The organism is Sphingomonas sp. PP-CE-3A-406, from assembly GCF_003688625.1.
GTDB lineage: Bacteria > Pseudomonadota > Alphaproteobacteria > Sphingomonadales > Sphingomonadaceae > Sphingomonas.
In genome coordinates this window covers 831,760-858,754 of sequence record NZ_RCWY01000001.1, presented here as the reverse complement: position 1 = coordinate 858,754, position 26,995 = coordinate 831,760, and the positions used below count along the sequence as shown (strand labels likewise).

The window sequence follows — 26,995 nt, the reverse complement described above, 5'->3', positions numbered from 1 at the left end:
CAAGGCATCGCTCCTCTGCGAATACGGCGGGGCGGCGCAATCTGGCGGTCGAGCCGCGGCACTCCGCGCCACCGCCGTGGAGCTTCAGGGCGCGACGATCACGCAGGGCACACCCGCCGCCGAGCAGGCGCGCGTCGCATCCGCCTTCGATGCGAAGCCGCCGGCCTGGAGCCGCGTCACGCCGCCCGCCTTGGCGTAGAAGGGCTGTGCCCCGCGAAGCTTGCCACGGACCTGGTTCCACAGCGTTTCCGCGTTGGCCTGATCGCGGAACGCGCCGAGCTGGACCCGCCAGTTTCCGGTCGCGCGAACCACGGCTGGCTTGGGGGCGGCAGATTTGGCCGCGCTCCGCTTTGCAGCTTCCGATTTGGCCACCTCCGCCTTCGACGGCTTTGCGGGCGATAGCGCGGCGGGCTCGCGAACCGGAGCAGGCACACGCGCCGGCAACGAACTGGCGGGAAGGTTCGCGGGCCGCGGCATGTCGGCGGGACGCGATGCAGGCACGGTGGCCACGCCGACCGTCGATCGCGGCGTCGTCGAAGGCGGCGACGCCTGCGCCTGCAACGCATAATGCTGCGCCAGCGCGGTGCCCTTTTCGCGGTCCGCCGGCGAGATATACTGGTCCATCTGCGTCAGCGTCTGCGAGGCTGACTGGAGCCCCGATGCCGAAGCGCGGCTCATCAAGGCATAGGCGCGCGGATAATCCCGCGTCACGCCGTCGCCGTTGAACAGCATCGTCCCCAGCACGAGCTGCGTCCTGGGTTCGCCGCGCGCCGCCGATTTCTCAAGCCACGGCAGCGCCTCGGTCTTCTTGCCCGACTGGAACAGCGCCAGACCGTAGTTATCCTCGGCCTGGAGATGCCCCTGCATCGCCGCCTTGCGGAACCAGCTTTCGGCCAGCGTCAGGTCGAGCGGTACGCCGCGGCCGAGCTTGTACGCCTGCGCGAGATTGAACTGCGCATCGGCGTCGCCGGCGATCGCGAGCGGACGCCAGACGCCGACCGCGCGGGGGAAGTCGCCCTTCGCCCAGGCGTCGACCCCGGACTTGACGTCGGTGCCGGACGGCGCGGCCGAAACGCGATCCGCCGCCAGCATGCCCCCCGTCGCCAGCATGCTGCTCAGCACCACAGCACCCCAGAAACGTCCGTGCCCAGCCTTCATCGGTCTACCTCGTGTCAATATCGCACCACCATGCCGCCGTTCGTCCGGCAAGGGAAGGCGGGGCAGGAATTCTGCCCCGATCGCATCCATTTCGACTCCTAAATGCACCCATTATGACGTCGCGTTAACCTATTCTTATGCCCGCGCATGGCATTCCCCCGGTCGACAAAAGGGGTTCGGGGACTATGCGCGTTCTAGCGTTCGCATCGCAGAAAGGGGGATCGGGGAAGACGACCTTGACGGGCCATCTCGCGGTCCAGGCCGAGCGTGCCGGACACGGTCCCGTCGTCCTTATCGACATCGATCCGCAAGCGTCGCTGTCCGACTGGTGGAACGAGCGCGTCGCGGACGAGCCCGCCTTCGCGCAGACAACCGTCGCGCGCCTCGCCGCCGATCTCGAGATTCTCCGCCAACAAGGCTTCAAGCTGGCGATGATCGACACCCCGCCGGCGATAACGATGGCGATCCAGAGCGTCATCCAGGTCGCCGAACTGATCGTCGTGCCGACCCGCCCGAGCCCGCACGATCTCCGTGCGGTCGGCGCCACCGTCGACATGTGCGCCCGCGCCGGCAAGCCGCTGATCTTCGTCGTCAACGCCGCCACGCCCAAGGCGCGGATTACCGCCGACGCCACCTTGGCGCTGTCGCAGCATGGCACGGTCGCTCCGGTCGTCATCCACCAGCGCACCGATTTCGCGGCGTCGATGATCGATGGCCGAACGGTCATGGAGGTCGACGCGAAGAGCCGCTCGACCGCCGAGATCGAAGCGTTGTGGACCTATGTCTGCGACCGGCTCGAGAAGAATTTCAGACGCACCGTCTTCGCCGTGCCGGCCGCCGCGGCAATCCGCCCCGCCGCCGGGGGCTTCGGCCGTCGGATCGTCGGGTGACGCGATGACCCAGCCCAAACCGATGGCATCGCTGTCCCCCTCGCTGCTCGCGCGCAAGGGTACCGCGCGGCCGGCCATGCGGCCTCAGGATGTGACCGGCGCAGCACCGGCCGATGTCGGCGAGGATCTCGGCTGGAACGACCTGGGCGAAGGGCCGGACCGCGACGGGATGCCGTCCGTGTTGATCGAACGCGACGCGCTCGCGACCGAACTCGAACAGCGCACGGTCGCCGTGACACCGGTATCGCTTGCGGCCGCATCGCGGATCGGCCGCGAGGCCGCTGCAAAGACCAGAGTTACGAAGGCGGCGTTCACGTTGCGGCTCGATGCCGATCGGCACCTGAAACTCAGGCTGGCGAGCGCCGTCACCAAAACCTCTTCGCAGCAGCTGGTCATCCAGGCGCTCGACGAATTCCTGCGCCGCCTGCCCGAAGTCGATGCGCTCGTCGCGCAACTGCCGCGGGCAAAGCCCCGCAAACGTTAAAACAGGGATTTTCCCGATGAACACGCGTGCACTATTTCTTAGCGGCGTCTCCGCTCTGCTGCTCGGCGGAACGATGGTAGGCTGTGCGGCCAATGGCGGCGGCGTGGCATCGGCCGGCGATCGCAGCGCCGCGCTGGCGGCGAAGGCGGCGGCAAAGGGCGCTGCAAACGGTGCCGCGGGTGACGCGGGCAGGGCGCAGACCGCCTTGGCGAGCCGTAACGGACCGGCTGCGGTCGGCTATGCCGAACACGCGGTGGCGCTGATGCCGCAATCGGCCGCCTACCGGATGCTGCTGGGGCAGAGCTATCTCCAGGCGGGCCGTTTCACCTCTGCGGGCCACGCCTTCGCCGACACGCTTCAGCTGTCGCCCGCCAACGGAAAGGCCGCGCTGAACCTCGCCTTGTCGCAGATCGCGACGGGCGATTGGCAGGCGGCCCGGCGCACGCTGGACAGCAATGCAGCGATCATCCCGGCAAGCGACCGCGGGCTGGCGATGTCGCTGGCCGGCGACACGGCGGGCGGGATCGCTGTCCTGACCGAAGTCGCGCGGTCACCGCAGACAAGCGCCAAGGTCCGCCAAAATCTCGGGCTGAGCCTCGCGCTGGCGGGGCAATGGCAATCGGCGCGCGTCGTCGCGGCGGCGGACATGGCGCCGGCTGATGTCGATGCGCGGCTTGAGCAATGGGCGACCTTCGCACAGCCCGCCAAGGCATCGGATCAGGTCGCGAGCCTGCTTGGCGTGCGGGCGGCGGCGGATGGCGGCCAGCCAGTCGCGCTGGCGCTGAACGTACCTGCGCCAATGCTGCCAGCGCTGCCGGGAGCATCCGAGCAGGCGCTCGCGGCGGCCGATCCGGTGGCGGTGGAGGCTCCGGTCGAGGTTGCTGCCGTATCGACCGCCGCGCCTGTCGCGGGTTTCTCGAAGGTGTCGTTCGGGCCACGGCAGGAATTCGTGCAGGCCCTGCCGGCGATGATGCTCCGTCCGGCTGGCGGTCCGACCAAGCTCGCCGCAATGCCTGCTCGATCGGGACGCGGCATGGCGAGCGCGGCCTATCAGGTGAAGGCGCCAGCCGCCGGCCATTGGTACGTGCAGCTGGGGGCGTTCGACAGCGCGGGCGTCGCGCGCGATGCGTGGGGTCGTGCCGCCAAGCGGTTCGCGGTGCTCGCGGGCTACACGCCGAACGGGATGAATTTCAAAGCGGATGGCGAGGATTTCTACCGGCTGTCGGTCGGTGGGCTCAGCCGGTCTGCGGCGGATTCGATGTGTCGCCAGTACCGCGCCAAGGGCGGCGCGTGCTTCGTCCGGATGGGCGCGGGCGATACGATGGCGCAATGGCTGCGGAAACCGGGGATGCAGCTGGCGTCGCGATAAAGGGGCAGACTTTCCGCCCGTGGTAACCGCCACCCCGGCGAAGGCCGGGGCCCAGTTGGGGAACGTCGCTAAGTGAGGGCGGCGCTCCCTTACGAAGACCTTTCCAACTGGGCCCCGGCCTTCGCCGGGGTGGTGCATTTAGCGGTCGGGCGGCAGGCCCGCGCCTCACCGAACTTCGCGACCGCCCTTCCACAATCGCAACACGCGGCCCTGCACCGGCAGCCCATCGAACGGCGTGTTCCCCGCCTCGGCCTTGAACGCCTCCCCGACGATCTGCCACGGCGCCTGTCCGTCGAACAGCATCAGGTCGGCAGGCTTCCCTACCTCCAGCGTCCCCGTATCGAGCCCCAGCACCCGCGCCGGGTTGCGCGCCAGCAGCGCGAACAGCCGTTCCAGCGTCAGATGCTCGTCACGCACGAGCATCAGCGCGAGCGGCAGCAACGTCTCCGCGCCCGCCATCCCGCTGCTCGAATCGCTGAACGGCAGCCGCTTTTCCTCCGGTCCGCGCGGTTCGTGCCCCGAGCACAGCACGTCGATCGTCCCGTCCGCGATCGCCGCCAGCGCCGCACGCCGGTCACTCTCCGCGCGCAACGGTGGCGAGAGCAGCGCAAACGACCGGAAATCGCTGACCGCGATCTCCGACAGGTGCAGATGCGCCGGCGTGATCCCGCACGTGACGGCAACGCCGCGACGCTTCGCCGCACGGATCAGATCGAACCCGGCGGCGGTCGTGACCTGCCGGATGTGGATCCGCGCACCGGTATCCTCGGCGAGCATCAGGTCGCGCGCGATCGCCAGCGCCTCGGCCACAGCCGGCGCGGCGGGGAGGCCGAGCCGGGTCGCCGTCTCGCCCTCGGTCGCAACTGCGCCGGCGGTCAGGCCGCCATCCTCGGCATGCGCGATCACCGTCACGTCGAGATCGCGCGCATAGGCGAGCACGCGCCGCATCACGCCGCTGTCGGCGATCCAGTGCTTCCCCGTGCCGACCGCCTTCGCGCCAGCCGACAGGCAGATCGCCATTTCGGCGAGGTCGTGGCCTTCGAGGCCGCGCGTTGCCGCCGCGATCGGGTGAATCCAGAGGTCAGGCTTGCCGATCAGCGCGGCACGCTGGACGATACCGGGGTCGTCTAGCACGGGCGATTGGTCCGGCATCAAGCCGATCCGCACGATCCCGCCCGCGCGGAACGCAGCACGGTCGACCTTCGCGACGCCGAGATCGACGATCCCAGGCGCAACGGTCTTGCCGGCGCAGTCGACGACGTCCGCATCGGCGGGAATGTCGACGATCCCGGTCGCGACGATCACGCCGTCTCGGACCAGCAGATTGCCCTTCGTCACGCCGCCGGCAGGGCAGGCGAGGGTTGCGTTGGTGAGCGCGAGGATCATGCCCAACCCTCCACGCCGCGTGCTCGTCTGGTCAGCACGTCGAGGCAGGCCATACGGACGGCGACCCCCATCTCAACCTGTTCGGTGATCGCCGAGCGCGCGTGATCGGCCACCGCGGAATCGATCTCAACGCCGCGGTTCATCGGGCCGGGATGCATCACCAGCGCATCGGGTGCCGCCTTTGCCAACCGGTCGAGCGTCAGGCCGTAGCGCAGCCGATATTCGCGCGTGGAGGGGACGTAGGCGCCATCCATCCGCTCGTTCTGGAGCCGCAGCATCATCACCACGTCCGCACCCTCCAGCGCATTGTCGAAATCGGTGAAAGCGGTGACGCCCATCCGCTCGATCATCGGCGGCATCAGCGTGGACGGCGCACAGACCCGGACCTCCGCGGCAAGTGCGGTGAGCGCCAGGATGTTCGACCGCGCGACCCGGCTGTGCAGCAGATCGCCGCAGATCACGACGCGCTGCCCGGCGATCGAGCCCTTCCGTCGGCGGATCGTCAGCGCGTCGAGCAGCGCCTGCGTGGGATGCTCGTGGCGCCCGTCGCCGGCGTTCAGGACCGGACAGTCGACCTTGTCCGCAATCAACCGCACCGCGCCGCTCGACATATGCCGGATGACGATCACGTCGGCGCGCATCGCGTTGAGCGTCATCGCCGTATCGATCAGCGTCTCGCCCTTCTTCACACTCGACTGCGCGGCGTGCATGTTGACCACGTCCGCGCCGAGCCGCTTGCCGGCGATCTCGAACGACAGAAGCGTGCGGGTCGAGTTCTCGAAGAAGGCGTTGATCTGCGTCAGGCCTGCGAGGCGTTTGTCGGGTGTCGCATGGCTGCGGTTTGCGCTCACCCACGTTTCCGCCTCGTCGAGCAGGAACGCGATCTCGTGTGGCTGGAGCCCGTCGATGCCGGTGAGATGCCGGTGCGGGAAGACGGCGCCGCCTTCGATGAGGGCGGCGGGGCGGTGATCTGAGGTTCGCATTAAAGCTGCGGGATAGTGGCCGCAGGGGCAGGGGGCAAGTGGTGCGCGCGTTAGATCTGCGCCGTGACCAGCGCGTCGATCGCGCCTTGGAGGATATAGGCGGCGGCCATCTTGTCGACGAGTTCGGCGCGTTTGGCGCGGCTGGCGTCCTGTTCGATCAGCGTGCGGGTGACGGCGACGGTCGACCAGCGCTCGTCCTGGAGCAGGATCGGGAGGCCCATGTCCTTGAGGTTCTGCGCGAACGCGCGCGTCGATTGCGAGCGCGGGCTCTCACTGCCGTCGAGATTGATCGGCAGGCCGATGACGAGCCCGACGACCGCCTGCGCCTTGATGATCTCGGCGAGTGCGGCCTTGTCCTTCTGGAACTTGGTGCGGCGAATCAGGAGCGCGGGGCTCGCGAACGACCAGCCGGCGTCGCAGAGCGCGGTGCCGATCGTCTTGGTGCCGACGTCGAGACCGATCAGCCGGCCGCCGTTCGGGAGCGCGTCGCGGAACTGCGCGGCGGAGAGCGTGATCATTTGAAAGCCTTCAGGCGGCGGTTGGCGTCGGCGCGGATGTTCGCCCAGAACAGGCTGTAGTCGTAGACGTGGTAATTGTTGCCGGGCAGCACGTACGGCCCGAGGTTCGGGCCCTCACCGATTAGCAGGAAGCCGCGGTCGGCGCAGCGTGCGGGCACGCTGCCGATCGCGATCGTCGCGGTCGTCAGGTCGGCCGAGGGGACGAGCGTGCCCAGGTTGGCAATGGCGGGCGCGGCGGTGTACGGCATCCCGGTCAGCGGGTTGGTGCACACCATCGGCGTGCCTTTGCGCGGCTGGCCGTTGAAGCCTGTGGTCTGGTCGTACGCGTCGACGATCAGGGAGGGATCGGCGGGCTCGGCGAAACTTTCCCACGACAGGATGCAGTTGGTCTGATCGGCGGCGCGACATTCGGGGAGGCCCATGCGCGGCAGGTCGGTTGTGCGCGAGACGGGCCAGCCGACGACATAGGCTGCGACGATCCGTGCCTTCAGCTTCGGGTCGGTGGCGATTCGGTCGCGGAGCAGTCGGGTGAGATGCAATGCGCCCTGGCTATGCCCGGCGAGGATGATCGGGCGGGTTGGGCCGGCTTCCTTGAGGAAACGGTCGAATGCGGCGGAGACGTCGCCATAGGCGAGTGCCAGCGCGCGTTCGCTGTCCGCGACGCTGGTCAGGAATGCGCCGAACGTCGCCTGGCGATACCGCGGCGCCCATATGTCGCCGGCCTCGTTGAACGCACTCGCTTGGCCACGAAGGAACAGTTCCGCTCGCGCGTTGGTCTCTGGATCGTCGATCGGTGCGTTCCAGTGGTCGCGGTTGATGTACGACGTCGGGTGGATGAAGAAGATCGCCGCGCCCGTGCCGCGTTCACCGGGCGTGTAGCCGGGCGGCGTCCAGAGCGCGGGATTGCCGGGCGCATCGGGGCGGGCGAGCCACATGATCTTTCGCGCGTAGATGTTGCGCGGGGCTTCGCGTTGGGCCTGGAACGTCTCGCTTGGGACCATCACCGCGCGCATCAACTGCGTGCCGAACAGGCGGTAGGCGAGCAGCGCGGCGATCGCGAGGACGATCATCGCGGCGACGAAATAGAGAAACTTGCGGGCCAAGCGGGACCTTCCGTGCAGGCGGTCCGGCTCCCGTGCCGTATGCGCGCCGCCGTTGCAATCGCGCAGCTTCGTGTTCCCCCGCCTCCGCGGGGGAACACGAAGGGTGTTGCGCCGCCTGCGCGCCCGGTGCTAGCCGCACGGCATGTCCGTAGATACTGCAACCGTGAAGCGGATCGCGAGCCTTGCGCGCATCGCGATCACCGACGAGGACGCCGCCCGCATGGCGCCGGAACTCGGAAACATCCTTGGCTGGATCGAGATGCTCGAAGAGGTCGACACGACCGGTATCGAGCCGATGACCGCCGTCATCCCCAATACGTTGCGGCTGCGCGACGACGTCGTCAACGCCGACCCGCTGACCGGCGGCGGCATCCGCGAGCAGGTTTTGGCCAATGCCCCGGTGGCAGAGCATGGTTTCTTTGCCGTGCCGAAGGTGATCGAATAATGACCGACCTCACAGATCTCGGGATCGCAGGCATCCGCGATGGTGTCCGCGACGGCAGCTTCAAGGCACGCGAAGTCGCCGATGCGTTCATCGTAAAGGTGAGCCAGGCCAAGGCGTTGAACGCGTTTCTTGTCGAGACGCCAGACCACGCGATCGCCGCCGCAACCGCCGCCGATACCGCGCGCGCAGCCGGCGAGACGCTCAAGCCGCTGGCCGGCGTGCCGATCGGCATGAAGGACCTGTTCTGCACGCGTGGCGTCACGACGACCGCCGCGAGCCATATCCTCGAAGGCTTCAAGCCGACCTACGAATCGACCGTCTCGCAGAATTTGTGGGATGCGGGCGCGGGGATGCTCGGCAAGCTGAACATGGACCAATTCGCGATGGGGTCGTCGAACGAGACCAGCGCGTTCGGCAATGTGATCTCGCCGTGGAAGCGCAACGACGGCGGTAACGCGTCGCTGGCACCCGGCGGCTCGTCGGGCGGTTCTTCGTCGGCAGTGGCCGCACGGCTCTGCCCAGGTGCGACCGGCACGGACACGGGTGGGTCGATCCGCCAGCCCGCCGCCTTCACCGGTATCAGCGGCATCAAGCCGACCTATGGCCGCTGTTCGCGCTGGGGGACGATCGCGTTCGCCTCGTCGCTCGACCAGGCCGGGCCGATGGCGCGCGACGTTCGCGACTGTGCGATCCTGCTCGAGGCGATGGCCGGGTTCGATGCGAAGGACGGCACCTCGTTGCAGCTCGACGTGCCGAAGTGGGAAGCGGGTTTGTCGGTCAATCTCAATGGCCTGCGCGTCGGTATTCCCAGGGAATATCGCGTCGACGGGATGCCCGAGGAGATCGAAGCGCTCTGGCAGCAGGGCATCGATTGGCTGAAGGATGCCGGCGCGACGATCGTCGAGGTCTCGCTCCCGCACACCAAATACGCGCTCCCCGCCTATTACATCATCGCGCCCGCCGAAGCCTCGTCGAACCTCGCGCGCTATGATGGCGTGCGTTACGGGATCCGCGACCTGCCGACCGGCGCCGGTTTGCAGGACATGTACGCTGCGACCCGCGCCGATGGCTTCGGCCCCGAGGTGAAGCGCCGCATCATGATCGGCACGTACGTGCTGTCAGCCGGTTTCTACGACGCGTATTATACGCAGGCGCAGAAGGTCCGGACGCTGATCGCGCGCGATTTCGAACGGGCTTGGGAGACGTGCGACGTCCTCCTCACCCCGACCGCACCGTCGGCGGCGTTCGCGCTCGGCGAGAAGTCGGCCGATCCGATCGCGATGTATCTGAACGACGTCTTCACCGTGCCGTCGAGCCTCGCAGGCCTGCCGGCGATGTCGGTGCCCGGTGGTCTCGACAAGCAGGGTCTGCCGCTCGGGCTTCAGATCATCGGCAAGCCGCTCGACGAGCAAGGCGTGCTGAACGCAGGGCTCGCGATCGAACAGCGAGCGGGGTTCGTCGCCAGGCCGGATGTTTGGTGGTAAATCTACTGGACTGGCTGGGCGCGATTGGGGACTTGTTCCGATTATTGCCCGGCTTTGTTCCGGGTCGAGAAGATGACATGCCTGCCCGGCGAAGAGTAAAGATCGAGCGGCCGGTCAAGGCAGCAGCTGAGAAAAAGCTCAGCTTGTTCCGGCGCTCAAGCGGTAGGTTGAAAGACAATGACTGAATCGAACTATCGTATCCAGGGCGAAACCGGCGAGTGGGAGGTCGTGGTCGGCCTCGAAGTGCACGCGCAGGTGACGTCGAACGCCAAGCTCTTCTCGGGCGCGGCGACCGCGTTCGGCGCGGAGCCCAACACGCAGGTGTCGCTCGTCGATGCGGCGATGCCGGGAATGCTGCCGGTGCCGAACCGCGAGTGCATCCGCCAGGCGGTCCGCACCGGCATGGCGATCGAGGCGCAGATCAATAAGTGGTCGCGGTTCGACCGGAAGAACTATTTCTACGCCGATCTGCCGCAGGGCTATCAGATCAGCCAGCTTTATCATCCGATCGTCGGTGAAGGCGCGATCGACATCAGCCTCGACGAGAAGAACCCCGATGCCGCGGGCAAGCGGATCGGCGTCGAGCGCATCCATGTCGAGCAGGATGCGGGCAAGCTGATGCACGACCAGCACCCAACTCAGTCGTATGTCGATCTCAACCGGTCGGGCGTCGCGCTGATGGAGATCGTGTCGAAGCCCGATCTCGCATCTCCAGCGGAAACAGGGGCTTACCTGCGGAAGCTGCGATCGATCCTGCGCTATGTCGGGTCGTGCGACGGCAACATGGAAGAAGGCTCGATGCGCGCCGACGTCAACGTCAGCGTGCGCAAGCCCGGCGACGAGCTGGGCACGCGGACCGAGACGAAGAACGTCAATTCGGTGCGCTTCGTGATGGCGGTGGTCGAGCAGGAGGCCAGGCGTCAGGTCGAGGTGCTCGAAGCCGGCGGCAAGATCCAGCAGGAGACGCGGCTCTACGATCCCGATCGCAACGAGACGCGGTCGATGCGGTCGAAGGAAGATGCGCATGATTACCGCTACTTCCCCGATCCCGATCTGTTGCCGCTGGTGCTCGATGACGCGTTCCTGGCCGAGTGTCGGGCTTCGTTGCCCGAGCTGCCGGATGCGAAGCGCGCGCGGTATGAGGCGCTCGGGATCACCGCGTATCAGGCGACGGTGCTGACCGCCGAGGTCGAGGCGGCGCGGTGGTTCGATGCGTTGCTCGACGCGGGCGTGAAGCCGGCGGCGGCGGCGAACTGGACGACGTCCGAGCTGTTCGGCGCGTTGAACCGGACTGGCAAGGACATCGAGAACTCGCCGGTGTCGCCGGCGCAGGCTGCGGAATTGCTGGGGCTGATCGCGGACGGCACGCTGTCGGGGAGTCTCGCCAAGCAGGTGTTCGAGGTGATGCTCGAGACCGGCGACGGCGCGGCGAAGGTCGTCGAGGACCGCGGGTTGAAGCAGACCAGCGATACCGGCGCGATCGAGGCTGTGATCGCCGAGGTGATGGCGGCGAACGCGGACAAGGTCGCTGATTACCGCGGCGGTAAGGACAAGCTGTTCGGGTTCTTCGTGGGCCAGACGATGAAGGCGATGGGGGGGAAGGCTAACCCTGCTGTCGTGAACGAGGTTCTGAAGGGGATGCTGGGGGAGTCGATGGCCTCGTAAAGCTACCGACTTCTTTGCTCTCTCTCCCGCCCTTTCCGTTCTCCCGCGATGGCGGGAGTCTAGGGTAACCGAATGCAGCGCTGCTTGATTCCTGGGCCCCCGCGTTCGCGAGGGCACTAGCAGAAGTGTAGTCCGCCCGCCCTCGACAGGCACCACCCCGGCGAAGGCCGGGGCCCAATTGGGGGACGGTGATAACGGTGGGCAGCGCTTCGTTACTGCAACCTTTCCAATTGGGCCCCGGCCTTCGCCGGGGTGGTTGTATACGGACGCGGCCTTACCCGTCGACCTTCTGCGGATGATGCGGCACGAGGATTAGCGTGTTCTCCTCTACCCGCCACGACGCGAGGCGCGACAGGAAGTTCATCCCCAGCACGTTGGTCTCGCCGAACGCGGGCGACACCACCACCTGCAAGTTCCGCGCGACGATCGCGCCGAGACGCAAACTCGCGATCTTCCCCGTCGTCGCCGCGATCGAGCCGTTGGCGGTCTGCAAAACGATCGGCACCACGCCAACCCGCGCCTCAACACCAGCTTTCTCCGCCGTCTTTTCCGAAATCGCCGTGATCGTGGCCCCGCTGTCGATCAGCAGCCGTTGGCTGACACCGTCGATCGTCGCGCGCGCCCAGAAATGGCCATCCGGCGACATCCGGATACGGACCTCGCCGCCGACCACCTGCTGGTCCTCGATCTTCAGGAACCGGGCGATCTTGCCGACATACGGGTCGAACTGGCGCTGCTGGTCGACCGCGACGAACAACAGGCCGACCAACACGAGCGTCATGCCGATATTCACCAGCGTCCGCACGATCGGGATGCGCTGCGCGACGACGAGCACGACGACGGCGATACCGAGTGCGACATACAGCGTGTGCGGTTGGCCGGGGTTGGGCAGCGTGAAGATCGACGGGTCCTGAAATAGAGGTGCTGGCAGTATCTTAGCGTAGGCGCGGCAACCTGTATCGGTGCTGACCGACGCGTGGGTAAAAGGCGCTCGCGAAAGGGACCGATCCGAAACCGGCCGGATTGCCGTTCCTGCGGATTGCGCGTGTCCGTCGAACGCGCTTCACTGCGACCCGGGGGCGGCAGATGGCGATCAGATGGACAATGACAATCGCGATCCTGACGCTCGCCATCGGTCAGGCATCGGCCGCATCAAGCAGGTCCAGCGGCGAGCGGCGGCTTGCGGCGATGACGCCGGCGCAATTCCAGGCCCGAACGACGCTTCATGACGATGATCTGGACACGGTCGCGACGATCACCACCGCGAACGGGTTCGTCGATCGAAAGCCGCTGCTGAGGCCGGCGCTCGATGACGTATTTCTTCGCGCTTTTATCGACAAGAAGACGGGCCGGACTGCGTATCAGGCCTATGTCAGGATACGGTACCGCGACTATGGTTGGGCGAACTGGGATACGGCCAATTATGCAACGCCCGCCGGGCCGCGCACGATAGCGACGCAACGGATTGCGCGCTTGAAAGCATCTTGCCCGAGGGGGTTTGCCTGCCTGAGGTCCGAGACCGTCGGGTTTGCGATCGCGGCGGCGTTGCTCAGCGCCAATGCCAAATTGTACGCAGGCGACGGGATCACGTCATTGCCATTCAAGATCATGGCGCAAAACGGCGGAGAACGCGCTTTTCTGCTTTCGACGGCGGAAATTGCCGGCCTGTTAATGGCGGTCGATGCGTATCGCACCGACCACCATCTACCGACCTCATGACGCTTACTGCGCGTCGTTGTCCTGGTTCTTCACGACGCCCCCGGTGCCACCGACGCCGTCGGGCAGGCCGCTGTCGGTGAACGTCTCGGGCTCGTCGCCGCCTTCGCCGCGCTCGACCGCGTCGGAGCGCGACTCCACTGCCTGTTCGATGTCGCTGCGGGTATCCTCGTCACGATCCTCGGGGAGCGTTTCGGGATTGGTGCCGGAATGCGGATCGCTCACGCTCAAAACTCCGGCTGGACGGGTGCGGGATCGTTCGACGGCGTTCCTGGCACAGGCACGTCGATGTCGGGCGCCGGCGGATTGAACTCGGGCGGCGGCGCGGTCGGCTCGACGGGCGACGTCGGGGTCGGGAATTCTGCCGGGGGTTGAGTAGCCATGATGTCTCTCCTTCTGGGTGTTCAACGCCTGTAATCGAGCGCGGTTGCGTTGGGAGTTGCCTATGTGCTTGCCCCCGCATGCATCGTTGGTATAGACGCGCCCGCTACGGCGATGTCCTGTGCGGGCGTGGCGGAACTGGTAGACGCGCTTGGTTTAGGTCCAAGTATCGCAAGATGTGGGGGTTCGAGTCCCTTCGCCCGCACCAGCCCGCCGCGCAGGCGAGGCGACCGCCCGAAGAATTATCCTGAATGCTCTTTTAGACAAAGGCCGGACATGCAGACTGTCGAGACGTTGAACGAGGGCCTCAAGCGCGCCTTTACGCTCACCATCACCGCGAAGGATATCGATGCCAAGGTCGATGTCGAGCTGAAGCGCCTCGCGCCGCAGATGAAGATGCCGGGCTTCCGTCCGGGCAAGGTGCCGGCGAACCTCATCCGCAAGATGCACGGCCCGGCGCTGACGCAGGACGCGCTGAACGCGGCGATCCAGGAGAGCGTCCAGACGCTCCTCGCCGAGAAGCAGCTTCGCCCCGCGATGCAGCCTTCGGTCGAGCTGGAAGACGGCTATGACCTCGGCAAGGACGCCGTGGTCAAGGTCGAGATGGAGGTCCTCCCGCAGGTTCCCGCACCCGCGATCGACGGCATCAAGCTCGAGCGCCTGACCGTGCCCGTCTCCGACGACGCGGTCACTGAGCAGCTCCAGAAGTTCGCCGACCAGCAGAAGAAGTGGGACGACGCAGCTGACGATTACGTCGCCAAGATGGGCGATCTCGTTACCGTCGATTTCGTCGGCAAGACCGCGGACGGCGTTGCGTTCGAGGGCGGCACCGGCACCGACATGGGCGTCGAGCTCGGTTCGGGTCGTCTCATCCCGGGCTTCGAGGATCAGCTCGTCGGTGTGAAGTCCGGCGACGACAAGGTCCTGAACGTGACCTTCCCCGAGGAGTATCAGGAAAAGTCGCTTGCAGGGCAGCCGGCGACGTTCGACATCACCGTCAAGTCGGTGAAGACCGCGGGCGAGAGCAAGATTGACGAGGACCTGGCGAAGTCGCTCGGTCTCGAGAGCCTGGAGCAGCTCACGGGGCTGTTGAAGGGGCAGATCGAGCAGGAGCATAACGGTCTCACGCGTACGCACATGAAGCGCAAGCTGCTCGACCAGCTTGCCGAGGGTCATGACTTCGAAGTGCCGCCGTCGATGGTCGAAGCGGAGTTCAACCAGATCTGGTCGCAGCTCCAGCACGAAGCCACGCATGAGGCCGATCCCGAGGCTGCGATGGCCGAGATGGAAGGCGAGCGCGACGATTACCGCAAGATCGCCGAGCGTCGCGTGCGTCTGGGCCTGCTCCTGTCCGAGATCGGTCAGGCGAACGGCGTCGAGGTTTCGAACCAGGAAATGCAGCGTCTGCTCGCACAGGCGGCGCAGCAGTATCCCGCCGAGCAGCGCCAGCAGTTCATGCAGTACGTCCAGCAGGAGCCGATGGCGGCCGCCCAGCTGCGCGCGCCGCTGTACGAGGACAAGGTCGTCGATTTCCTGTTCGAGAAGGCCGAGATCACCGACCGCGAAGCGACGCGCGAGGAGCTGGAAGCAGCGATCGAGAGCGAGGACGGTTTCGCCAGCGGCACGCACACGCATGACCACGACAACCACAAGCCGAAGAAGAAGGCTGCTGCCAAGAAGGCCAAGCCAGCGTCGGACGAGGCTGCATCGGATGACGCCGTGACGGACGAGGCACCGGCTTCGGACGCAGCGGACGAGGCCAAGCCTGCGAAGAAGGCGCCTGCCAAGAAGAAGGCGGCTCCTGTCGAAGCGGAGACCGCTGTGACGGAATCGTCGCCGGTTGCTGCCGAGAACGCAGAGGGCACCGAGGCTGCCGACGCACCGGCGAAGAAGCCGCGCGCTAAGAAGGCTCCGACCAAGACCGAGGCGTAAGCTTCGCCTCCGTCATGCCGGGCTCGTTCCGGCATCCACCGTTCCACACTCTCAACCCGAAGAGCATGCGGAACGGCGGACCCCGGAACAGGTCCGGGGTGACGGGTGGATGGGAATCGGTAAGAAATTGTTTCCCCGCGAAGGCGGGGACCCAGACTGGGCTCCCGCCTTCGCGGGAGAACAAGGAAGTGAAGAGGCGTCCGTGCCCGAGGTGTTCAGCCTGAAGGCGCCGTACGTCGATCGTGGCGTTTCAATGCGAGGGCAGGGCATGACCGAACCGAGAATCGCCGTCCTGCTCCCGTGCTACAACGAGGACGCCGCGATCGCGCAGACGATTGCGGGTTTCCGCGATGCGCTGCCGGGCGCCACCATCTACGTGTACGACAACAACAGCGCCGACCGCACGATCGAGGTCGCGCGCGCCGCCGGCGCCGTGGTCCGAACCGAGCGGATCCAGGGCAAGGGCGCGGTCGTCCGCCGCATGTTCGCCGATATCGACGCCGACATCTACGTGATGGCCGATGGCGACGCGACCTACGACGCTGCCTCCGCCCCGAATCTGGTCGCTCGAGTCCTCGACGAGCAGCTCGACATGGTCGTCGGCTCACGCATCAGCCAGGTCCAGGAAAGCTATCGCCGCGGGCATCGGTTCGGCAACGCGCTGCTCACCGGCATGCTCGCGCGCCTGTTCGGCCGCAGCTTCACCGACATCCTCTCGGGCTACCGCGTGTTCTCGCGCCGGTTCGTGAAGAGCTTCCCGTCGCTGTCCGCCGGGTTCGAGATCGAGACCGAGATCAGCGTCCACGCGCTCGAACTCAAGATGCCGATCGGCGAGGTCGAGACGCCCTATTACGCGCGCCCCGAAGGCTCCGAATCGAAGCTCAGCACCTACGGCGACGGCTGGCGCATCCTCCGCACGATCATGACGCTGTACCGGATCGAGCGTCCGCTCTGGTTCTTCGGTGCGATCGGCAGCGTGTTCGGCCTGCTCGCGCTGATCCTCGGCATCCCGCTGGTGCTGACCTATATCGAGATCCACCAGGTCCCCCGCTTCCCGACCGCGATCCTGATCACCGGCCTCGGCATCTTCGCCGCGCTCAACGTGTTCACCGGCCTGATCCTGGACACGGTCGTCCGAGGCCGCCGAGAAGTCCGCCGCCTAGCCTACCTCGCATACCCAGCCCCAGGCATCTGACTCCCTCGCCCCTTCGGGGAGAGGGAAGGAGGAGCCGCTTTGGCGACGGGAGGGTGAGGGGCGGTTGGCGGATCCCAACCGCCCCTCACCCTCCCACCCGCAAGCGCGGGCGGGCCCCTCCCTCTCCCCGAGGGGGCGAGGGCTTAGCAGGGCTTGAACTCCCCTCTCGGACCGCCGATGTTAGCGGTTCACTGGGGCATAAGAGAGATTTCCATGCACAATCCGTTCGAGACCGGCGATTTCGCGAGCCCGTTGGCCAGCGCCGGGCTCGGCCTGCAGCAGACGCAAGCAGGCCTGGTTCCCATCGTCATCGAGCAGTCGAACCGCGGCGAACGTTCGTTCGACATCTTCTCGCGCCTGCTCCGCGAGCGCATCATCTTCGTGACCGGCGGAGTCGAGGACGGCATGGCCTCGCTGATCACCGCACAGCTGCTCTTCCTCGAGTCCGAGAACCCGAAGAAGGACATCTTTATGTACATCAACTCGCCGGGCGGTGTCGTCACGGCGGGCATGGCGATCCACGACACGATGCGGTACATCCGTCCGCGCGTCGGCACCGTCTGCATCGGCCAGGCCGCGTCGATGGGCAGCTTCCTGCTCGCGAGCGGCGAGCCCGGCATGCGCGTCGCGATGACCAACGCGCGCATCATGATCCATCAGCCATCGGGTGGTGCACAGGGCATGGCCAGCGACATCGAAATCCAGGCGCGCGAGATCCTGCGCATCCGCAAGCGCATGAACGAACTGTATTCGCAGTACACCGGCCAGCCGATCGAAGAGATCGAACGCCGGATGGACCGCGATACGTTCCTCGAAGCGAACGAGGCAAAGGATTTCGGTTTGATCGACGAGGTATTCGACAAGCGTCCGGCGGTATCCGAGGATGCCCCGAAACCCGCTTGAACGAGACGGGCATGGGGTGAATCGTAAACCCCGCCGGTTTATTTGATTGTAGGAACTCCGGGGTGCGTTACGGTAGCGGCCCCGGAAACGGCACGTGCACCGACATGCGCGAGAGGTGATTGAATGACGAAGCTGAGCGGTGGCGACTCGAAGAGCACCCTCTATTGCTCGTTCTGCGGGAAGTCGCAGCACGAGGTCCGCAAGTTGATCGCCGGGCCGACGGTCTTCATCTGCGACGAGTGCGTCGAGCTATGCAACGACATCATCCGTGAGGAGACGAAGTCTGCGCTGGTATCTAAGAAGGACGGCGGCGTGCCGACTCCGCAGGAGATCTGCGACGTCCTCGACGATTACGTGATCGGCCAGAAGCGCGCCAAGCGCGTGCTGTCGGTAGCGGTGCACAATCACTACAAGCGGCTCAACCACGGCGCCAAGGGTGCCGATGTCGAGCTGTCCAAGTCGAACATCCTGCTCGTCGGGCCGACCGGTTGCGGCAAGACGTTGCTTGCGCAGACGCTCGCCCGCATCCTCGACGTGCCGTTCACGATGGCCGATGCGACGACGCTGACCGAAGCGGGTTACGTCGGCGAGGATGTCGAGAACATCATCCTAAAGCTGCTCCAGGCGTCGGATTATAACGTCGAGCGGGCGCAGCGCGGGATCGTCTATATCGACGAGATCGACAAGATTTCGCGCAAGGCCGAGAACCCCTCGATCACCCGCGACGTGTCGGGCGAAGGCGTGCAGCAGGCGTTGCTCAAGCTGATGGAAGGCACCACCGCGTCGGTGCCGCCGCAGGGAGGCCGTAAGCATCCGCAGCAGGAATTCCTGCAGGTGGATACGACCAATATCCTGTTCATCTGCGGCGGTGCGTTCTCGGGTCTCGAGAAGATCATCGGCGATCGTCTCCAGGGCAAGTCGATCGGTTTCGGCGCGTACGTCGCCGGGCCGGACGAGCGCAAGACCGGCGAGACGCTGAAGTCGGTCGAGCCCGAGGATCTGCTGAAGTTCGGGCTGATCCCCGAGTTCGTCGGTCGTTTGCCGGTGATCGCGACGCTCGAGGATCTCGACGTCGACGCGCTGGTGAAGATCCTCAAGGAGCCGAAGAACGCGCTGGTCAAGCAGTATCAGAAGCTGTTCGAGATGGAGGACGTCGCGCTCGGCTTCACCGACGACGCGCTGGTCTCGGTCGCCAAGAAGGGCATCGAACGCAAGACCGGCGCGCGTGGGTTGCGCTCGATCCTGGAGAGCATCCTGCTCGACACGATGTTCGACCTGCCCGGCATGGACGGTGTCGACGAGGTGATGATCGACAAGGACGTGATCGAAGGCCGCAAGGAACCGATCCGCGTCTATGCCGAGAAGAAGAAGACCGGCGACGCCGCCTGATCCCTCCCGACGCTAACGAAGTGGGCGCCAGCGCGGATTGGATGTCGCAACAGGTCGAATAGTATCGCATGGTAGGTGTTGGGGGAGCGATGTTTTTCGTATCAGGACGATCGGCTTGGCGATGGGAGACCTCGGGCGGCGGCGGATTAAGCTTGGATGTCGTCGCGGTCTCCGGCGGCGTCCTGAAGCTGTTCGATCCGAACGCCAAGCGTCAGGTGTTCCACTATGGCGGTGTCGGTGCGGGGCTCAGCACCCCGGGATTGAAAGTACCGAAATTGGGTGGGACGATCGGTCGATGGCTGTCCGGGCGGGCCTTCAACGGCAGCGGCGCTCCCACCTCGCTCTGGAATGATGGCTTTATCATGAAAGGCGCCGCTGCCGCTCACCGTGAACTCACCCGGGCAGACTTCATCGGGCCGTGCATCATGGGCGACGTCGGGATTTCATCGCCGATCAAGGGACGTAGTTTCGGCTTCTTCCTTTGCGGATTGAACCCACAAGCCTTCATCGATCTGACCAATCCGGCCTTGCTGATCATCGACACGCTACGCGGGGTCGGTCCGCTGAACCCCAGCGCTGTGATCGGATGGCAGGGGGATACGCGGGGTCTGGTTGCGGGCGGCACGGGGTATCTCGGATATATCGGGTGAGCAGATGCGGGTAACCCTCTTCTTTATACTCTGTCTCGCGGCAGTCTGCTTTGTGTCGGCGTTCAAGATCGCGACAAGCCCGCCCACGGTCGATCGTGCGACCATCACGGCGCCTGGAGTGGTGACGACGCTGGCGGATGGGCCACATCATGCGATCGTGACGGTGGCACCACGCGGAGGATCGCCTTTCACCTTTCCGGCGAACACGCAGGCGGGCCTGGACAAAGGTCAGCAAGTGACCGTGCGGTATCAACCTGGTGAACCCGTCGCGACGGCACACGTCGTCGAAGCCGGCGCCACCGGTAATGCGACAACTGTCTGGTCGCTCGTCATCGTGGGGGTGCTGCTGCTGGCCGCTGCCGGAATTGGCCCTTACGTAGTGCGGTTGTATCCGGATGTGTTCGCCTTCCGCATACGACCGTGAGCCTTCGCTCCCGTACGACTAAGGTCGATCAGTTGAGCAGGTGGCATGTAGTACGACGTTGCCGGGCTCTCTCGAACGCGTGACGAGAACAGGTTCCGACTACGTGCTGTTCAGGCTCGGCGGCGACCGGGCGATCGATCCGATACGGCGCGTAGCAGCACAGATACTCAGCTTCTATCAGCGAGCGCCGATCCATATCTTGGCCGATGCGGGCTGGGGCGAGTTTGACTGGATGGTGTCGTCGCTGCTCCGGTGCGCCCTGCTACGGCTTTGTCGCCGACGCGCACACTATTGGCTTGGGCAGGCTGGCACGAAATTGCCTTCATCGGGTTGGCCGGGGAGCCTGTTCGTGGCTGCAATATGGCTGGGTTTGGTGGTGGCCGTATATCAGGTGTTTCCGATTCTGCCGGACGCGTTGATCCGTTAGACGAACGGGCGACTGGCGAAGGCCGGGTCGACCGGCGAAGGTGAATGAGAAAGCCGGATATCCTCGGCCGGATGAAACACGCCGACCAACCTTCAATGCCCTTTGGCGCCGACCTTGTGGCGAGCTTGCTGCGCACGAAACACTGTCACGCGGACCCATCGCGCCCCTCGCGCATTCGTTATTTAAGTGGAACGAGGGAGCATGCATGACGATCGAAGTGGCCGACCGACCGAGCGAAGATGTGGTGGAGACGATGCCGGACCGTCTGGCGCTCCCGATCTGGACGCTGATCGCGCCGGGCTTGGGACTGCTCGCCGTCCTTGCCGGGCTTGCCAAGATGGGCACGCTCGGCACCGCCGCCGCTGTGATCGTGTTGATCGGCAGCGTCCTCGCGGCCGTCCATCACGCTGAAGTGATCGCGCACAAGGTCGGCGAGCCCTTTGGCACGCTCGTCCTCGCGATCGCGGTCACCGTGATCGAAGTCTCGCTGATCGTCTCGCTGATGCTCTCCAACGCCGGCGACGCCACCACGCTCGCGCGCGACACGGTGTTCGCGGCGATCATGATCATCCTCAACTTCATCATCGGCATCTGCCTGCTCGCGGGCGCGGTTCGGCATCATGAGCAACGCTTCACGCTGAAGGGCATGACGGCAGCGCTCGGCGTGCTTGCGGCGATGGCGGTGCTGTCGCTGATCCTGCCGAACTATACGTCGTCGACACAGGGTCCGACCTACGCGTCGTCGCAGCTGATCTTCGTAGCGGTCGTATCGCTGATCCTTTACGGCACCTTCGTGCTGGTGCAGACAGTGCGCCACCGCGATTATTTCCTGCCGTCGACCGACGACAAGGACGACCACGCCGCGCCGCCATCGGGCCGCGCAACGGGTATCGCCTTCGCCGCGCTGCTGGTGGCGCTCGTCTCGGTGGTGCTGCTCGCGAAGACGCTGTCGCCGACGATCGAGGCCGCGGTACTCGGTGCCGGCCTGCCGCTGACGGTGGTTGGTGTCGTCATCGCGGCGCTGGTGCTCGCGCCGGAAAGCCTGGCTGCCTACAAGTCCGCGCGACGCAACCGGTTGCAGACCAGCCTCAACCTCGCACTCGGCTCCGCGCTGGCGACGATCGGGCTGACGATCCCGAGCGTCGCGATCGTGTCGCTGGTGCTCGACCTGCCGCTTGCGCTTGGGATCGATGCGAAGAGCATGACGCTGCTGGCCTTGTCGCTGTTCGTCGCCACGCTATCACTCGGCACCGGGCGGACGACGGTGTTGCAGGGCGTCGTCCACCTCGTGATCTTCGCCGCCTATCTGTTCACGACGGTGGTGCCGTAAGCTCAGGGGCCCTGCGTCGATAGGTAGGCGATGACGTCGGCACGGTCCTTGGGGGCGGGAAGGCCTGCGAATGCCATCGTCGTGCCGGGCACCATCTTGCGCGGGTTGCTGAGCCAAGCATCCATGCGCTTGGCATCCCAGTTGCCGCCGAGTGCCTTCAGCCCGGCGGTGTAGGAGAAACGCGGGCGCCGCTCGCCGATCGGGTTGCCCATGACATCGTAGAGGTTCGGCCCATCGGTATCACCCGCATATTGGCCGATCGTGTGGCAGGCGGTGCAGCGGCGGAAGACGCGTTCGCCGCTGGCGATCTGGCTGGTCGTGCCGGCGTCGGGGCTCGAACCGCAACCGGCGAGCGCCAGTGCCAGCAGGGGCCACCGCGGCAGGGTCATCGCTTCTGGCGTGCGGCCAAGGCGAGGCCGGCGGCGATCTGCGCGACGGCGTAGAGGCGGCGGCGGCCTAAGCGGTCGACGAAGGGCTTCACCAGCTTCTCGGTGCCAAGCGCATCGTCCTTCCACAGATCGACGTGGCGGCGGGATTGGAGAAGGCCGATCAGGCCGTCGCCGACCATGAAGATCGCTGCCATCTCCGCCGCGCGAGACGCCCAGATGTTATCCTGCGAACGCAGGAGCCCAGGGTCACGTAGGGCGACATCTGTGATTCCTGGGGCCCCGCCTTCACGTGGGAACGGTGGAGTGGTCATTGGGGCTTGGCCTTCGCAGCTTGCGCGGCTTTCCAGGTGGCCACGTCTTCCAGTGCGATACTCCGACGCAAGACCAGCGCATCTGGGTCGATCACAACATGCGCGCCGGCCGGGACCGACAAGCTCGCCTTCCCCCCAGTCATCGGCAAAGTCCGCGTCTTGCCGTCGATCTGCACCTGCACCGGAAGTGGGAAGGAGCCGTTACCCGGCACTTTCCAGGCCAAGCCCAACGTATTCCCCGTCCTCGTCTCGACCAGTTCAGGCAAAGCCGCCTGCCGGAGATACACGTCGAAGAACCACGCATAGTCCTTCCCCGTCACCTTCCGCACGAGCGCCTCATATTCCTTCGTCGACCCGAACCGCGGCGCGAAATTGCCCGGCTTCGGATCGGCGCGCCCGTACACCGCCAGCCGCGTGACGTCGAAGAACGCGTTGTCGCCGATCAGCGCGCGCAGCGTGTGGAGCATCCACGATCCCTTGTAGTAGATGTCCTGCCCCGCTCCGCCCTTGTCGAGTTCGTACACCTCCTCCTCGGTGGTGACGCGCTGCTGCGTGATCGGCTTGAGGTTCATGATCGAGGTGCGCTCGCCCTGCATCATCGCCGCATAGCGCGCACGCCCCTCGCGCCACTGGCCATAGAGCGGCTGCATGTACGTGCCATAGCCCTCGTGCAGCCAGTAATCGTCCCAGTTGGCGGCGGTCAGCTGGTTGCCGAACCACTCATGCGCGAACTCGTGCTGGAACAGCCAGTCGAACCCCTCCGGCGCCTTGGCGTATTCGTTGCCGTACGCGTTGATCGTCTGGTGCTCCATGCCCTTGTGCGGCGTCTCGACCACGCCGAGCTTCTCGTCGCCGAACGGGTAGGGGCCGATCATGCTCTCGAAGAAATCGAGCGTCGGCGCGAACTCGGCGAACAGCTTCTCTGCCTGCACCTTCTCGCCCGGCAGGTACCAGTAATACATCGGGATGCTGTTGCCGAAGCGGCTCTTGTACGCGCCGCTGATCTCCTCATACGGCCCGACGTTCAGCGCGATGCCGTAGGTGTTGGGATGCTTGGCCCGCCAGTTCCAGGTCGTCCGCCCGTCCGCCAGCGTATCGACGCCGAGCAGCACGCCGTTCGATGGCGCCTTCAGCCCCTTGGGCACGGTAATATGCAGCGTCACCAGCGCGGGCTCGCCGGTCGGGAAATCGAGGCACGGCCAGAACAGGTCGCAGCCATAGCCTTCCGCGGTCGTCGCGAACCACGTCCGGCCATCGGGCGTCTTCGACCAGACCATGCCGTCGTCCCACGGCGCCTTCACCGCGACGTGCGGTGTGCCGCCAAAAGTTATCTTCGCGGTCACCTTGCCGCCCGCCGCGACCGGCTTGGGCAGCGTGATCGTCAGTCGACCCTTGGGATTGCTCCACGCCGAGGGGGCGAGCGGCACGCCGTCGATCGCGATCGCGCTGACCGGCAGGTTGCGGTCGAGGTCGATCGGCAGGCGGGTGAGGGGGGCCTTCGCGGTGAAGGTTAACGTCGCGACGCCATTCAGGCTCTCCGTCTCGGGCAACACCTCGAACGCCAGATCCGCGCTGTCGAACCGTAGCGCGGTCTGCTCGGGTGTCGGTATGCCCCCAGACCGCTGCGTCTGCGCGGTGATCGCGGGTTCGCCCTTCTTCGGAAGCGGCGCGGCGGCGGTGAGAAGTGCTACGGCGCTTACGGCGAGTAAAAGACCTGATTTCATGGCGTATTCTCGCGCGGAGGTCGGGGCGATACAAGCTATAAGCCTATATTCGTCGTCATTCCCGCGAAGGCGGGAACCCATACCGGCTAACCCCGCAGCATGATCGCCGACCCCCGACGATATGGATCCCCGCCTTCGCGGGGATGACGATGGGGTATTCGAACGCTGGACCCCCGAACAAGGCTCTCCTGAGCGCAGCCGAAGGGCGGGGGGTGGCGGAGCCCTTGCGGCATCGTTTCGGACCGGATCGTACCGATCCCACCGCCAAGCAATTGATGGACGGTTCATCCTCACCATATAAGCTGTTAGATTATGCCCCCATGCAGGCACCCACCGGAGCGTTCATGACCCAGTACCCCGTCCTTCCCCTTCGCGACATCGTCGTGTTCCCGCACATGATCGTGCCGCTGTTCGTCGGCCGCGATAAGTCCGTTGCCGCACTCGAAGCGGCGATGGCGGCGGACAAGGAGATCTATCTCGTCGCGCAGGTCGATCCGGCCGAGGACGATCCCTCGCGCGACGACCTGTATTCGATGGGCGTCACCGCGACCGTGCTCCAGCTGCTGAAGCTGCCCGACGGCACCGTCCGCGTGCTCGTCGAGGGCAAGGGCCGCGCGACGCTGGAAACGCTCGACGAAAGCGGCGACTTCCTCACCGCCACGGTCGAGCCGGTCGCCGATGCCGAGGTCGAAGGGCCCGAACTCATCGCGCTGATGCGCTCGGTGGTCGACCAGTTCGAGAACTACGCCAAGCTCAACCGCAAGCTCTCGTCGGAAACGTCGGTGCAGTTGTCGGAGATCGAGGACGCGTCGAAGCTCTCCGACGCGGTGATCGCGAACGTCCAGATCAAGGTGGCCGAGAAGCAGGCGATCCTGCTCGAAACCAACCCGTCGAAGCGTCTCGAAATGGCGTTTGCGGCGATGGAGGGCGAGCTGGGCGTCCTGCAGGTCGAGAAGAAGATCAAAAGCCGCGTCAAGCGCCAGATGGAGAAGACGCAGCGCGAATATTACCTCAACGAGCAGTTGAAGGCGATCCAGCGCGAACTCGGCAACGAGGACGGCGAGGGCGAAGGCGACGAGATCGCCGAGCTGACGCAGAAGATTGCCACGCTCAAGATGAGCAAGGAAGCGCGTGGCAAGGCGACGTCGGAGCTCAAGAAGCTCAAGACGATGGCGCCGATGAGCGCCGAGGCGACCGTCGTGCGCAATTATCTCGACGTGCTGCTCGGGCTCCCCTGGGGCAAGAAGTCGAAGATCAAGAAGGACATCGCCGCCGCGCAGGTGACGCTGGACGAGGATCATTACGCGCTCGAGAAGGTCAAGGACCGGATCGTCGAGTATCTCGCCGTACAGGCACGCACCAACAAGCTGAAGGGGCCGATACTGTGTCTCGTCGGCCCTCCGGGTGTCGGCAAGACCTCGCTCGGCAAGTCGATCGCCAAGGCGACCGGCCGCGAGTTCATCCGCCAGTCGCTCGGCGGCGTGCGTGACGAAGCCGAGATTCGCGGGCATCGCCGCACCTATATCGGCTCGCTGCCGGGCAAGATCGTGACGAACCTTAAAAAGGCCGGCACGTCGAACCCGCTGTTCCTTCTCGACGAGATCGACAAGCTCGGCCAGGATTTCCGTGGCGACCCCGCCTCGGCGCTGCTTGAGGTGCTCGACCCGGAGCAGAACGGCAAGTTCCAGGATCACTACCTTGAGGTCGATATCGACCTTTCGGACGTGATGTTCGTCTGCACGGCGAACTCGCTCAACCTGCCGCAGGCGCTCCTTGATCGCATGGAGATCATTCGTCTGGAGGGCTATACCGAGGACGAGAAGGTCGAGATCGCCGAACGTCATCTGGTCGAGAAGCAGATCGAGGCGCACGGCCTGAAGCCGGGCGAGTTCACGCTGACGCAGGAGGGGCTTCGTACGCTCATCCAGCAATACACGCGTGAGGCCGGCGTGCGTACGCTGGAGCGCGAGATCGCGAAGCTGTGCCGCAAGGCGCTGCGCCAGATCCTTGAGAACAAGACCACCAGCGTCACGATCACGCCCGAGAACATTGGCGAATATGCCGGCGTGCAGAAGTACCGCCATGGGCTCGGCGAGACCGAGAACCAGATCGGTGCGGTTACCGGGCTCGCTTGGACCGAGGTCGGCGGCGAGCTGCTCACGATTGAGAGCGTGACGGTCGCGGGCAAGGGCCAGGCCAAGCTCACCGGCAAGCTGGGCGACGTGATGAAGGAGTCGATCGAGACCGCGTTCAGCTTCGTCAAGGCGCGCGCGCCGAGCTACGGGATCAAGCCGAGCCTGTTCGCGCGGAAGGACATTCATATCCATCTGCCCGAGGGTGCGGTGCCGAAGGACGGTCCGTCGGCGGGTATCGGCATGGTCACGTCGATCGTCTCGACGCTGACCGGCGTGCCGATCCGGCGCGAGGTGGCGATGACCGGCGAGGTGACTCTGCGTGGTCGCGTGCTGCCGATCGGTGGCCTCAAGGAGAAGCTGCTCGCCGCGCTGCGTGGCGGGATCGAGACGGTGCTGATCCCGGCAGAGAACGAGAAGGACCTCGCGGAGATCCCGGCGAACATCAAGGCGGGGCTCAAGATCATCCCCGTTTCGCACGTCGACGAGGTGCTTCGCTTGGCGCTGACCGAACCACTCGAAGCGATCGAGTGGACCGATGCGGATGAGCTGGCGGCACTGCCACCGGCACCGATCGCACCGGTCGGGGGTGGCCTTCACCACTGAT

Annotated in this window: 27 protein-coding genes and 1 tRNA gene; 17 read left to right on the top strand and 11 right to left on the bottom strand. The window is 65.6% G+C overall.

From position 1 onward, the window contains the following. Positions 1 to 84: 84 nt before the first annotated feature. On the bottom strand, positions 85 to 1,158 hold the full coding sequence (locus tag C8J44_RS03740) for an SPOR domain-containing protein (RefSeq protein WP_310886150.1): 1,074 nt from the start codon (positions 1,156 to 1,158) through the stop codon (positions 85 to 87). A gap of 185 nt (positions 1,159 to 1,343) precedes the next feature. On the opposite strand from C8J44_RS03740, the gene C8J44_RS03735 reads away from it, so the two are divergent. From C8J44_RS03735 to C8J44_RS03725, 3 genes are read left to right on the top strand one after another with little or no spacing between them, the layout of a single operon-like run. Then, complete coding sequence (locus C8J44_RS03735; RefSeq protein WP_056048126.1) at positions 1,344 to 2,048, top strand: ParA family protein; 705 nt, start codon at positions 1,344 to 1,346, stop codon at positions 2,046 to 2,048. A gap of 4 nt (positions 2,049 to 2,052) precedes the next feature. Then, complete coding sequence (locus C8J44_RS03730) at positions 2,053 to 2,532, top strand: hypothetical protein (protein WP_121903386.1); 480 nt, start codon at positions 2,053 to 2,055, stop codon at positions 2,530 to 2,532. Between the two features lie 16 nt (positions 2,533 to 2,548). After that, positions 2,549 to 3,901 (top strand): SPOR domain-containing protein, encoded by a 1,353-nt coding sequence (locus C8J44_RS03725; RefSeq protein WP_121903385.1) that lies wholly within the window; start codon positions 2,549 to 2,551, stop codon positions 3,899 to 3,901. A gap of 165 nt (positions 3,902 to 4,066) precedes the next feature. Here C8J44_RS03725 and C8J44_RS03720 read toward each other — a convergent pair whose 3' ends face one another. From C8J44_RS03720 to C8J44_RS03705, 4 genes are read right to left on the bottom strand one after another with little or no spacing between them, the layout of a single operon-like run. Beyond that, positions 4,067 to 5,287, bottom strand: a complete 1,221-nt coding sequence (locus C8J44_RS03720; RefSeq protein WP_121903384.1) for a dihydroorotase family protein — start codon at positions 5,285 to 5,287, stop codon at positions 4,067 to 4,069. Beyond that, positions 5,284 to 6,270, bottom strand: coding sequence for an aspartate carbamoyltransferase catalytic subunit (locus C8J44_RS03715; RefSeq protein ID WP_121903383.1), 987 nt, complete (start codon positions 6,268 to 6,270; stop codon positions 5,284 to 5,286). Before C8J44_RS03715 ends, C8J44_RS03720 begins: the two co-directional genes overlap by 4 nt. A 50-nt stretch (positions 6,271 to 6,320) precedes the next feature. After that, positions 6,321 to 6,788, bottom strand: a complete 468-nt coding sequence (ruvX, locus tag C8J44_RS03710; RefSeq protein ID WP_060524389.1) for a Holliday junction resolvase RuvX — start codon at positions 6,786 to 6,788, stop codon at positions 6,321 to 6,323. Next, a complete protein-coding gene (locus tag C8J44_RS03705; protein ID WP_121903382.1) occupies positions 6,785 to 7,891 on the bottom strand; it encodes a DUF3089 domain-containing protein in 1,107 nt (368 codons plus the stop codon). Before C8J44_RS03705 ends, ruvX begins: the two co-directional genes overlap by 4 nt. A 142-nt stretch (positions 7,892 to 8,033) precedes the next feature. Here C8J44_RS03705 and gatC point away from each other — a divergent pair, with 142 nt between their 5' ends. From gatC to gatB, 3 genes are all read left to right on the top strand, one after another. Then, entirely contained in the window at positions 8,034 to 8,336 is a 303-nt protein-coding gene (gene gatC, locus C8J44_RS03700; RefSeq protein ID WP_056048145.1) for an Asp-tRNA(Asn)/Glu-tRNA(Gln) amidotransferase subunit GatC, read from the top strand. Continuing rightward, positions 8,336 to 9,820, top strand: a complete 1,485-nt coding sequence (gene gatA, locus C8J44_RS03695; RefSeq protein ID WP_121903381.1) for an Asp-tRNA(Asn)/Glu-tRNA(Gln) amidotransferase subunit GatA — start codon at positions 8,336 to 8,338, stop codon at positions 9,818 to 9,820. The genes gatC and gatA overlap by 1 nt, the downstream gene beginning before the upstream one ends. Positions 9,821 to 9,997: 177 nt before the next feature. Beyond that, positions 9,998 to 11,485 (top strand): Asp-tRNA(Asn)/Glu-tRNA(Gln) amidotransferase subunit GatB, encoded by a 1,488-nt coding sequence (gene gatB, locus C8J44_RS03690; RefSeq protein WP_121903380.1) that lies wholly within the window; start codon positions 9,998 to 10,000, stop codon positions 11,483 to 11,485. Between the two features lie 274 nt (positions 11,486 to 11,759). Here gatB and C8J44_RS03685 read toward each other — a convergent pair whose 3' ends face one another. After that, complete coding sequence (locus C8J44_RS03685) at positions 11,760 to 12,320, bottom strand: TIGR02281 family clan AA aspartic protease (RefSeq protein WP_259466692.1); 561 nt, start codon at positions 12,318 to 12,320, stop codon at positions 11,760 to 11,762. Between the two features lie 269 nt (positions 12,321 to 12,589). Here C8J44_RS03685 and C8J44_RS03680 point away from each other — a divergent pair, with 269 nt between their 5' ends. Continuing rightward, the gene (locus C8J44_RS03680) at positions 12,590 to 13,204 is read left to right on the top strand and encodes a hypothetical protein (RefSeq protein WP_060524399.1); all 615 of its coding nucleotides are present in this window, start codon (positions 12,590 to 12,592) and stop codon (positions 13,202 to 13,204) included. A 3-nt stretch (positions 13,205 to 13,207) separates the two neighbouring features. On the opposite strand, the gene C8J44_RS03675 is transcribed toward C8J44_RS03680, so the two are convergent. Next, complete coding sequence (locus C8J44_RS03675) at positions 13,208 to 13,426, bottom strand: hypothetical protein (protein WP_082444012.1); 219 nt, start codon at positions 13,424 to 13,426, stop codon at positions 13,208 to 13,210. Positions 13,427 to 13,428: 2 nt separating this feature from the next. Continuing rightward, positions 13,429 to 13,584, bottom strand: coding sequence for a hypothetical protein (locus C8J44_RS18380; RefSeq protein WP_183128689.1), 156 nt, complete (start codon positions 13,582 to 13,584; stop codon positions 13,429 to 13,431). A 121-nt stretch (positions 13,585 to 13,705) separates the two neighbouring features. Here C8J44_RS18380 and C8J44_RS03670 point away from each other — a divergent pair. From C8J44_RS03670 to C8J44_RS03630, 9 genes are all read left to right on the top strand, one after another. After that, positions 13,706 to 13,790: transfer RNA gene (locus C8J44_RS03670), tRNA-Leu, on the top strand. A 68-nt stretch (positions 13,791 to 13,858) separates the two neighbouring features. Further along, positions 13,859 to 15,514, top strand: coding sequence for a trigger factor (tig, locus tag C8J44_RS03665; RefSeq protein WP_121903379.1), 1,656 nt, complete (start codon positions 13,859 to 13,861; stop codon positions 15,512 to 15,514). Positions 15,515 to 15,782: 268 nt separating this feature from the next. Beyond that, on the top strand, positions 15,783 to 16,709 hold the full coding sequence (locus tag C8J44_RS03660) for a glycosyltransferase family 2 protein (RefSeq protein ID WP_060524405.1): 927 nt from the start codon (positions 15,783 to 15,785) through the stop codon (positions 16,707 to 16,709). Positions 16,710 to 16,922: 213 nt separating this feature from the next. Further along, positions 16,923 to 17,612 carry an ATP-dependent Clp protease proteolytic subunit gene (locus C8J44_RS03655; protein ID WP_056048165.1) on the top strand — a complete coding sequence of 230 codons (690 nt, stop codon included), beginning with the start codon at positions 16,923 to 16,925 and terminating at the stop codon, positions 17,610 to 17,612. A 123-nt stretch (positions 17,613 to 17,735) separates the two neighbouring features. Next, on the top strand, positions 17,736 to 19,001 hold the full coding sequence (clpX, locus tag C8J44_RS03650) for an ATP-dependent Clp protease ATP-binding subunit ClpX (protein ID WP_056048170.1): 1,266 nt from the start codon (positions 17,736 to 17,738) through the stop codon (positions 18,999 to 19,001). Between the two features lie 152 nt (positions 19,002 to 19,153). Further along, a complete protein-coding gene (locus C8J44_RS03645) occupies positions 19,154 to 19,651 on the top strand; it encodes a hypothetical protein (protein ID WP_121885295.1) in 498 nt (165 codons plus the stop codon). 4 nt (positions 19,652 to 19,655) lie between these two features. Next, entirely contained in the window at positions 19,656 to 20,075 is a 420-nt protein-coding gene (locus tag C8J44_RS03640) for a hypothetical protein (protein WP_147453115.1), read from the top strand. A gap of 103 nt (positions 20,076 to 20,178) precedes the next feature. After that, entirely contained in the window at positions 20,179 to 20,502 is a 324-nt protein-coding gene (locus C8J44_RS03635) for a hypothetical protein (protein ID WP_147453114.1), read from the top strand. 205 nt (positions 20,503 to 20,707) lie between these two features. Then, positions 20,708 to 21,832, top strand: coding sequence for a calcium:proton antiporter (locus C8J44_RS03630; RefSeq protein ID WP_121903376.1), 1,125 nt, complete (start codon positions 20,708 to 20,710; stop codon positions 21,830 to 21,832). Positions 21,833 to 21,834: 2 nt separating this feature from the next. Here the strand turns inward: C8J44_RS03630 and C8J44_RS03625 are convergent, their stop codons facing one another. The 3 genes from C8J44_RS03625 to C8J44_RS03615 all read right to left on the bottom strand — a co-directional run bounded on the left by C8J44_RS03625 (position 21,835) and on the right by C8J44_RS03615 (position 24,256). Beyond that, on the bottom strand, positions 21,835 to 22,221 hold the full coding sequence (locus C8J44_RS03625; protein WP_121903375.1) for a cytochrome c family protein: 387 nt from the start codon (positions 22,219 to 22,221) through the stop codon (positions 21,835 to 21,837). Next, the gene (locus tag C8J44_RS03620) at positions 22,218 to 22,415 is read right to left on the bottom strand and encodes a hypothetical protein (protein WP_121903374.1); all 198 of its coding nucleotides are present in this window, start codon (positions 22,413 to 22,415) and stop codon (positions 22,218 to 22,220) included. Before C8J44_RS03620 ends, C8J44_RS03625 begins: the two co-directional genes overlap by 4 nt. A gap of 113 nt (positions 22,416 to 22,528) precedes the next feature. Continuing rightward, positions 22,529 to 24,256 carry a M1 family metallopeptidase gene (locus tag C8J44_RS03615; RefSeq protein WP_121903373.1) on the bottom strand — a complete coding sequence of 576 codons (1,728 nt, stop codon included), beginning with the start codon at positions 24,254 to 24,256 and terminating at the stop codon, positions 22,529 to 22,531. 344 nt (positions 24,257 to 24,600) lie between these two features. On the opposite strand from C8J44_RS03615, the gene lon reads away from it, so the two are divergent. Next, positions 24,601 to 26,994: an endopeptidase La gene (gene lon / locus C8J44_RS03610; protein WP_107962240.1), complete on the top strand. Its 2,394-nt coding sequence runs from the start codon at positions 24,601 to 24,603 to the stop codon at positions 26,992 to 26,994. Position 26,995 lies beyond the last annotated feature (1 nt).

What these genes read in the sequence shown, in the direction of transcription:
- C8J44_RS03740 (WP_310886150.1), bottom strand. Translation starts at nt 1,158, where the DNA reads ATGAAGGCTGGGCACGGACGTTTCTGGGGTGCTGTGGTGCTGAGCAGC.
- gatA (WP_121903381.1), top strand. Translation starts at nt 8,336, where the DNA reads ATGACCGACCTCACAGATCTCGGGATCGCAGGCATCCGCGATGGTGTC.
- tig (WP_121903379.1), top strand. Translation starts at nt 13,859, where the DNA reads ATGCAGACTGTCGAGACGTTGAACGAGGGCCTCAAGCGCGCCTTTACG.
- C8J44_RS03735 (WP_056048126.1), top strand. Translation starts at nt 1,344, where the DNA reads ATGCGCGTTCTAGCGTTCGCATCGCAGAAAGGGGGATCGGGGAAGACG.
- C8J44_RS03630 (WP_121903376.1), top strand. Translation starts at nt 20,708, where the DNA reads ATGACGATCGAAGTGGCCGACCGACCGAGCGAAGATGTGGTGGAGACG.
- gatC (WP_056048145.1), top strand. Translation starts at nt 8,034, where the DNA reads ATGTCCGTAGATACTGCAACCGTGAAGCGGATCGCGAGCCTTGCGCGC.
- C8J44_RS03625 (WP_121903375.1), bottom strand. Translation starts at nt 22,221, where the DNA reads ATGACCCTGCCGCGGTGGCCCCTGCTGGCACTGGCGCTCGCCGGTTGC.
- gatB (WP_121903380.1), top strand. Translation starts at nt 9,998, where the DNA reads ATGACTGAATCGAACTATCGTATCCAGGGCGAAACCGGCGAGTGGGAG.
- C8J44_RS03715 (WP_121903383.1), bottom strand. Translation starts at nt 6,270, where the DNA reads ATGCGAACCTCAGATCACCGCCCCGCCGCCCTCATCGAAGGCGGCGCC.
- C8J44_RS03725 (WP_121903385.1), top strand. Translation starts at nt 2,549, where the DNA reads ATGAACACGCGTGCACTATTTCTTAGCGGCGTCTCCGCTCTGCTGCTC.
- C8J44_RS03680 (WP_060524399.1), top strand. Translation starts at nt 12,590, where the DNA reads ATGACAATCGCGATCCTGACGCTCGCCATCGGTCAGGCATCGGCCGCA.
- C8J44_RS03720 (WP_121903384.1), bottom strand. Translation starts at nt 5,287, where the DNA reads ATGATCCTCGCGCTCACCAACGCAACCCTCGCCTGCCCTGCCGGCGGC.
- ruvX (WP_060524389.1), bottom strand. Translation starts at nt 6,788, where the DNA reads ATGATCACGCTCTCCGCCGCGCAGTTCCGCGACGCGCTCCCGAACGGC.
- C8J44_RS03640 (WP_147453115.1), top strand. Translation starts at nt 19,656, where the DNA reads ATGCGGGTAACCCTCTTCTTTATACTCTGTCTCGCGGCAGTCTGCTTT.
- lon (WP_107962240.1), top strand. Translation starts at nt 24,601, where the DNA reads ATGACCCAGTACCCCGTCCTTCCCCTTCGCGACATCGTCGTGTTCCCG.
- C8J44_RS03660 (WP_060524405.1), top strand. Translation starts at nt 15,783, where the DNA reads ATGACCGAACCGAGAATCGCCGTCCTGCTCCCGTGCTACAACGAGGAC.
- C8J44_RS03730 (WP_121903386.1), top strand. Translation starts at nt 2,053, where the DNA reads ATGACCCAGCCCAAACCGATGGCATCGCTGTCCCCCTCGCTGCTCGCG.
- C8J44_RS03655 (WP_056048165.1), top strand. Translation starts at nt 16,923, where the DNA reads ATGCACAATCCGTTCGAGACCGGCGATTTCGCGAGCCCGTTGGCCAGC.
- C8J44_RS03620 (WP_121903374.1), bottom strand. Translation starts at nt 22,415, where the DNA reads ATGGCAGCGATCTTCATGGTCGGCGACGGCCTGATCGGCCTTCTCCAA.
- C8J44_RS18380 (WP_183128689.1), bottom strand. Translation starts at nt 13,584, where the DNA reads ATGGCTACTCAACCCCCGGCAGAATTCCCGACCCCGACGTCGCCCGTC.
- clpX (WP_056048170.1), top strand. Translation starts at nt 17,736, where the DNA reads ATGACGAAGCTGAGCGGTGGCGACTCGAAGAGCACCCTCTATTGCTCG.
- C8J44_RS03615 (WP_121903373.1), bottom strand. Translation starts at nt 24,256, where the DNA reads ATGAAATCAGGTCTTTTACTCGCCGTAAGCGCCGTAGCACTTCTCACC.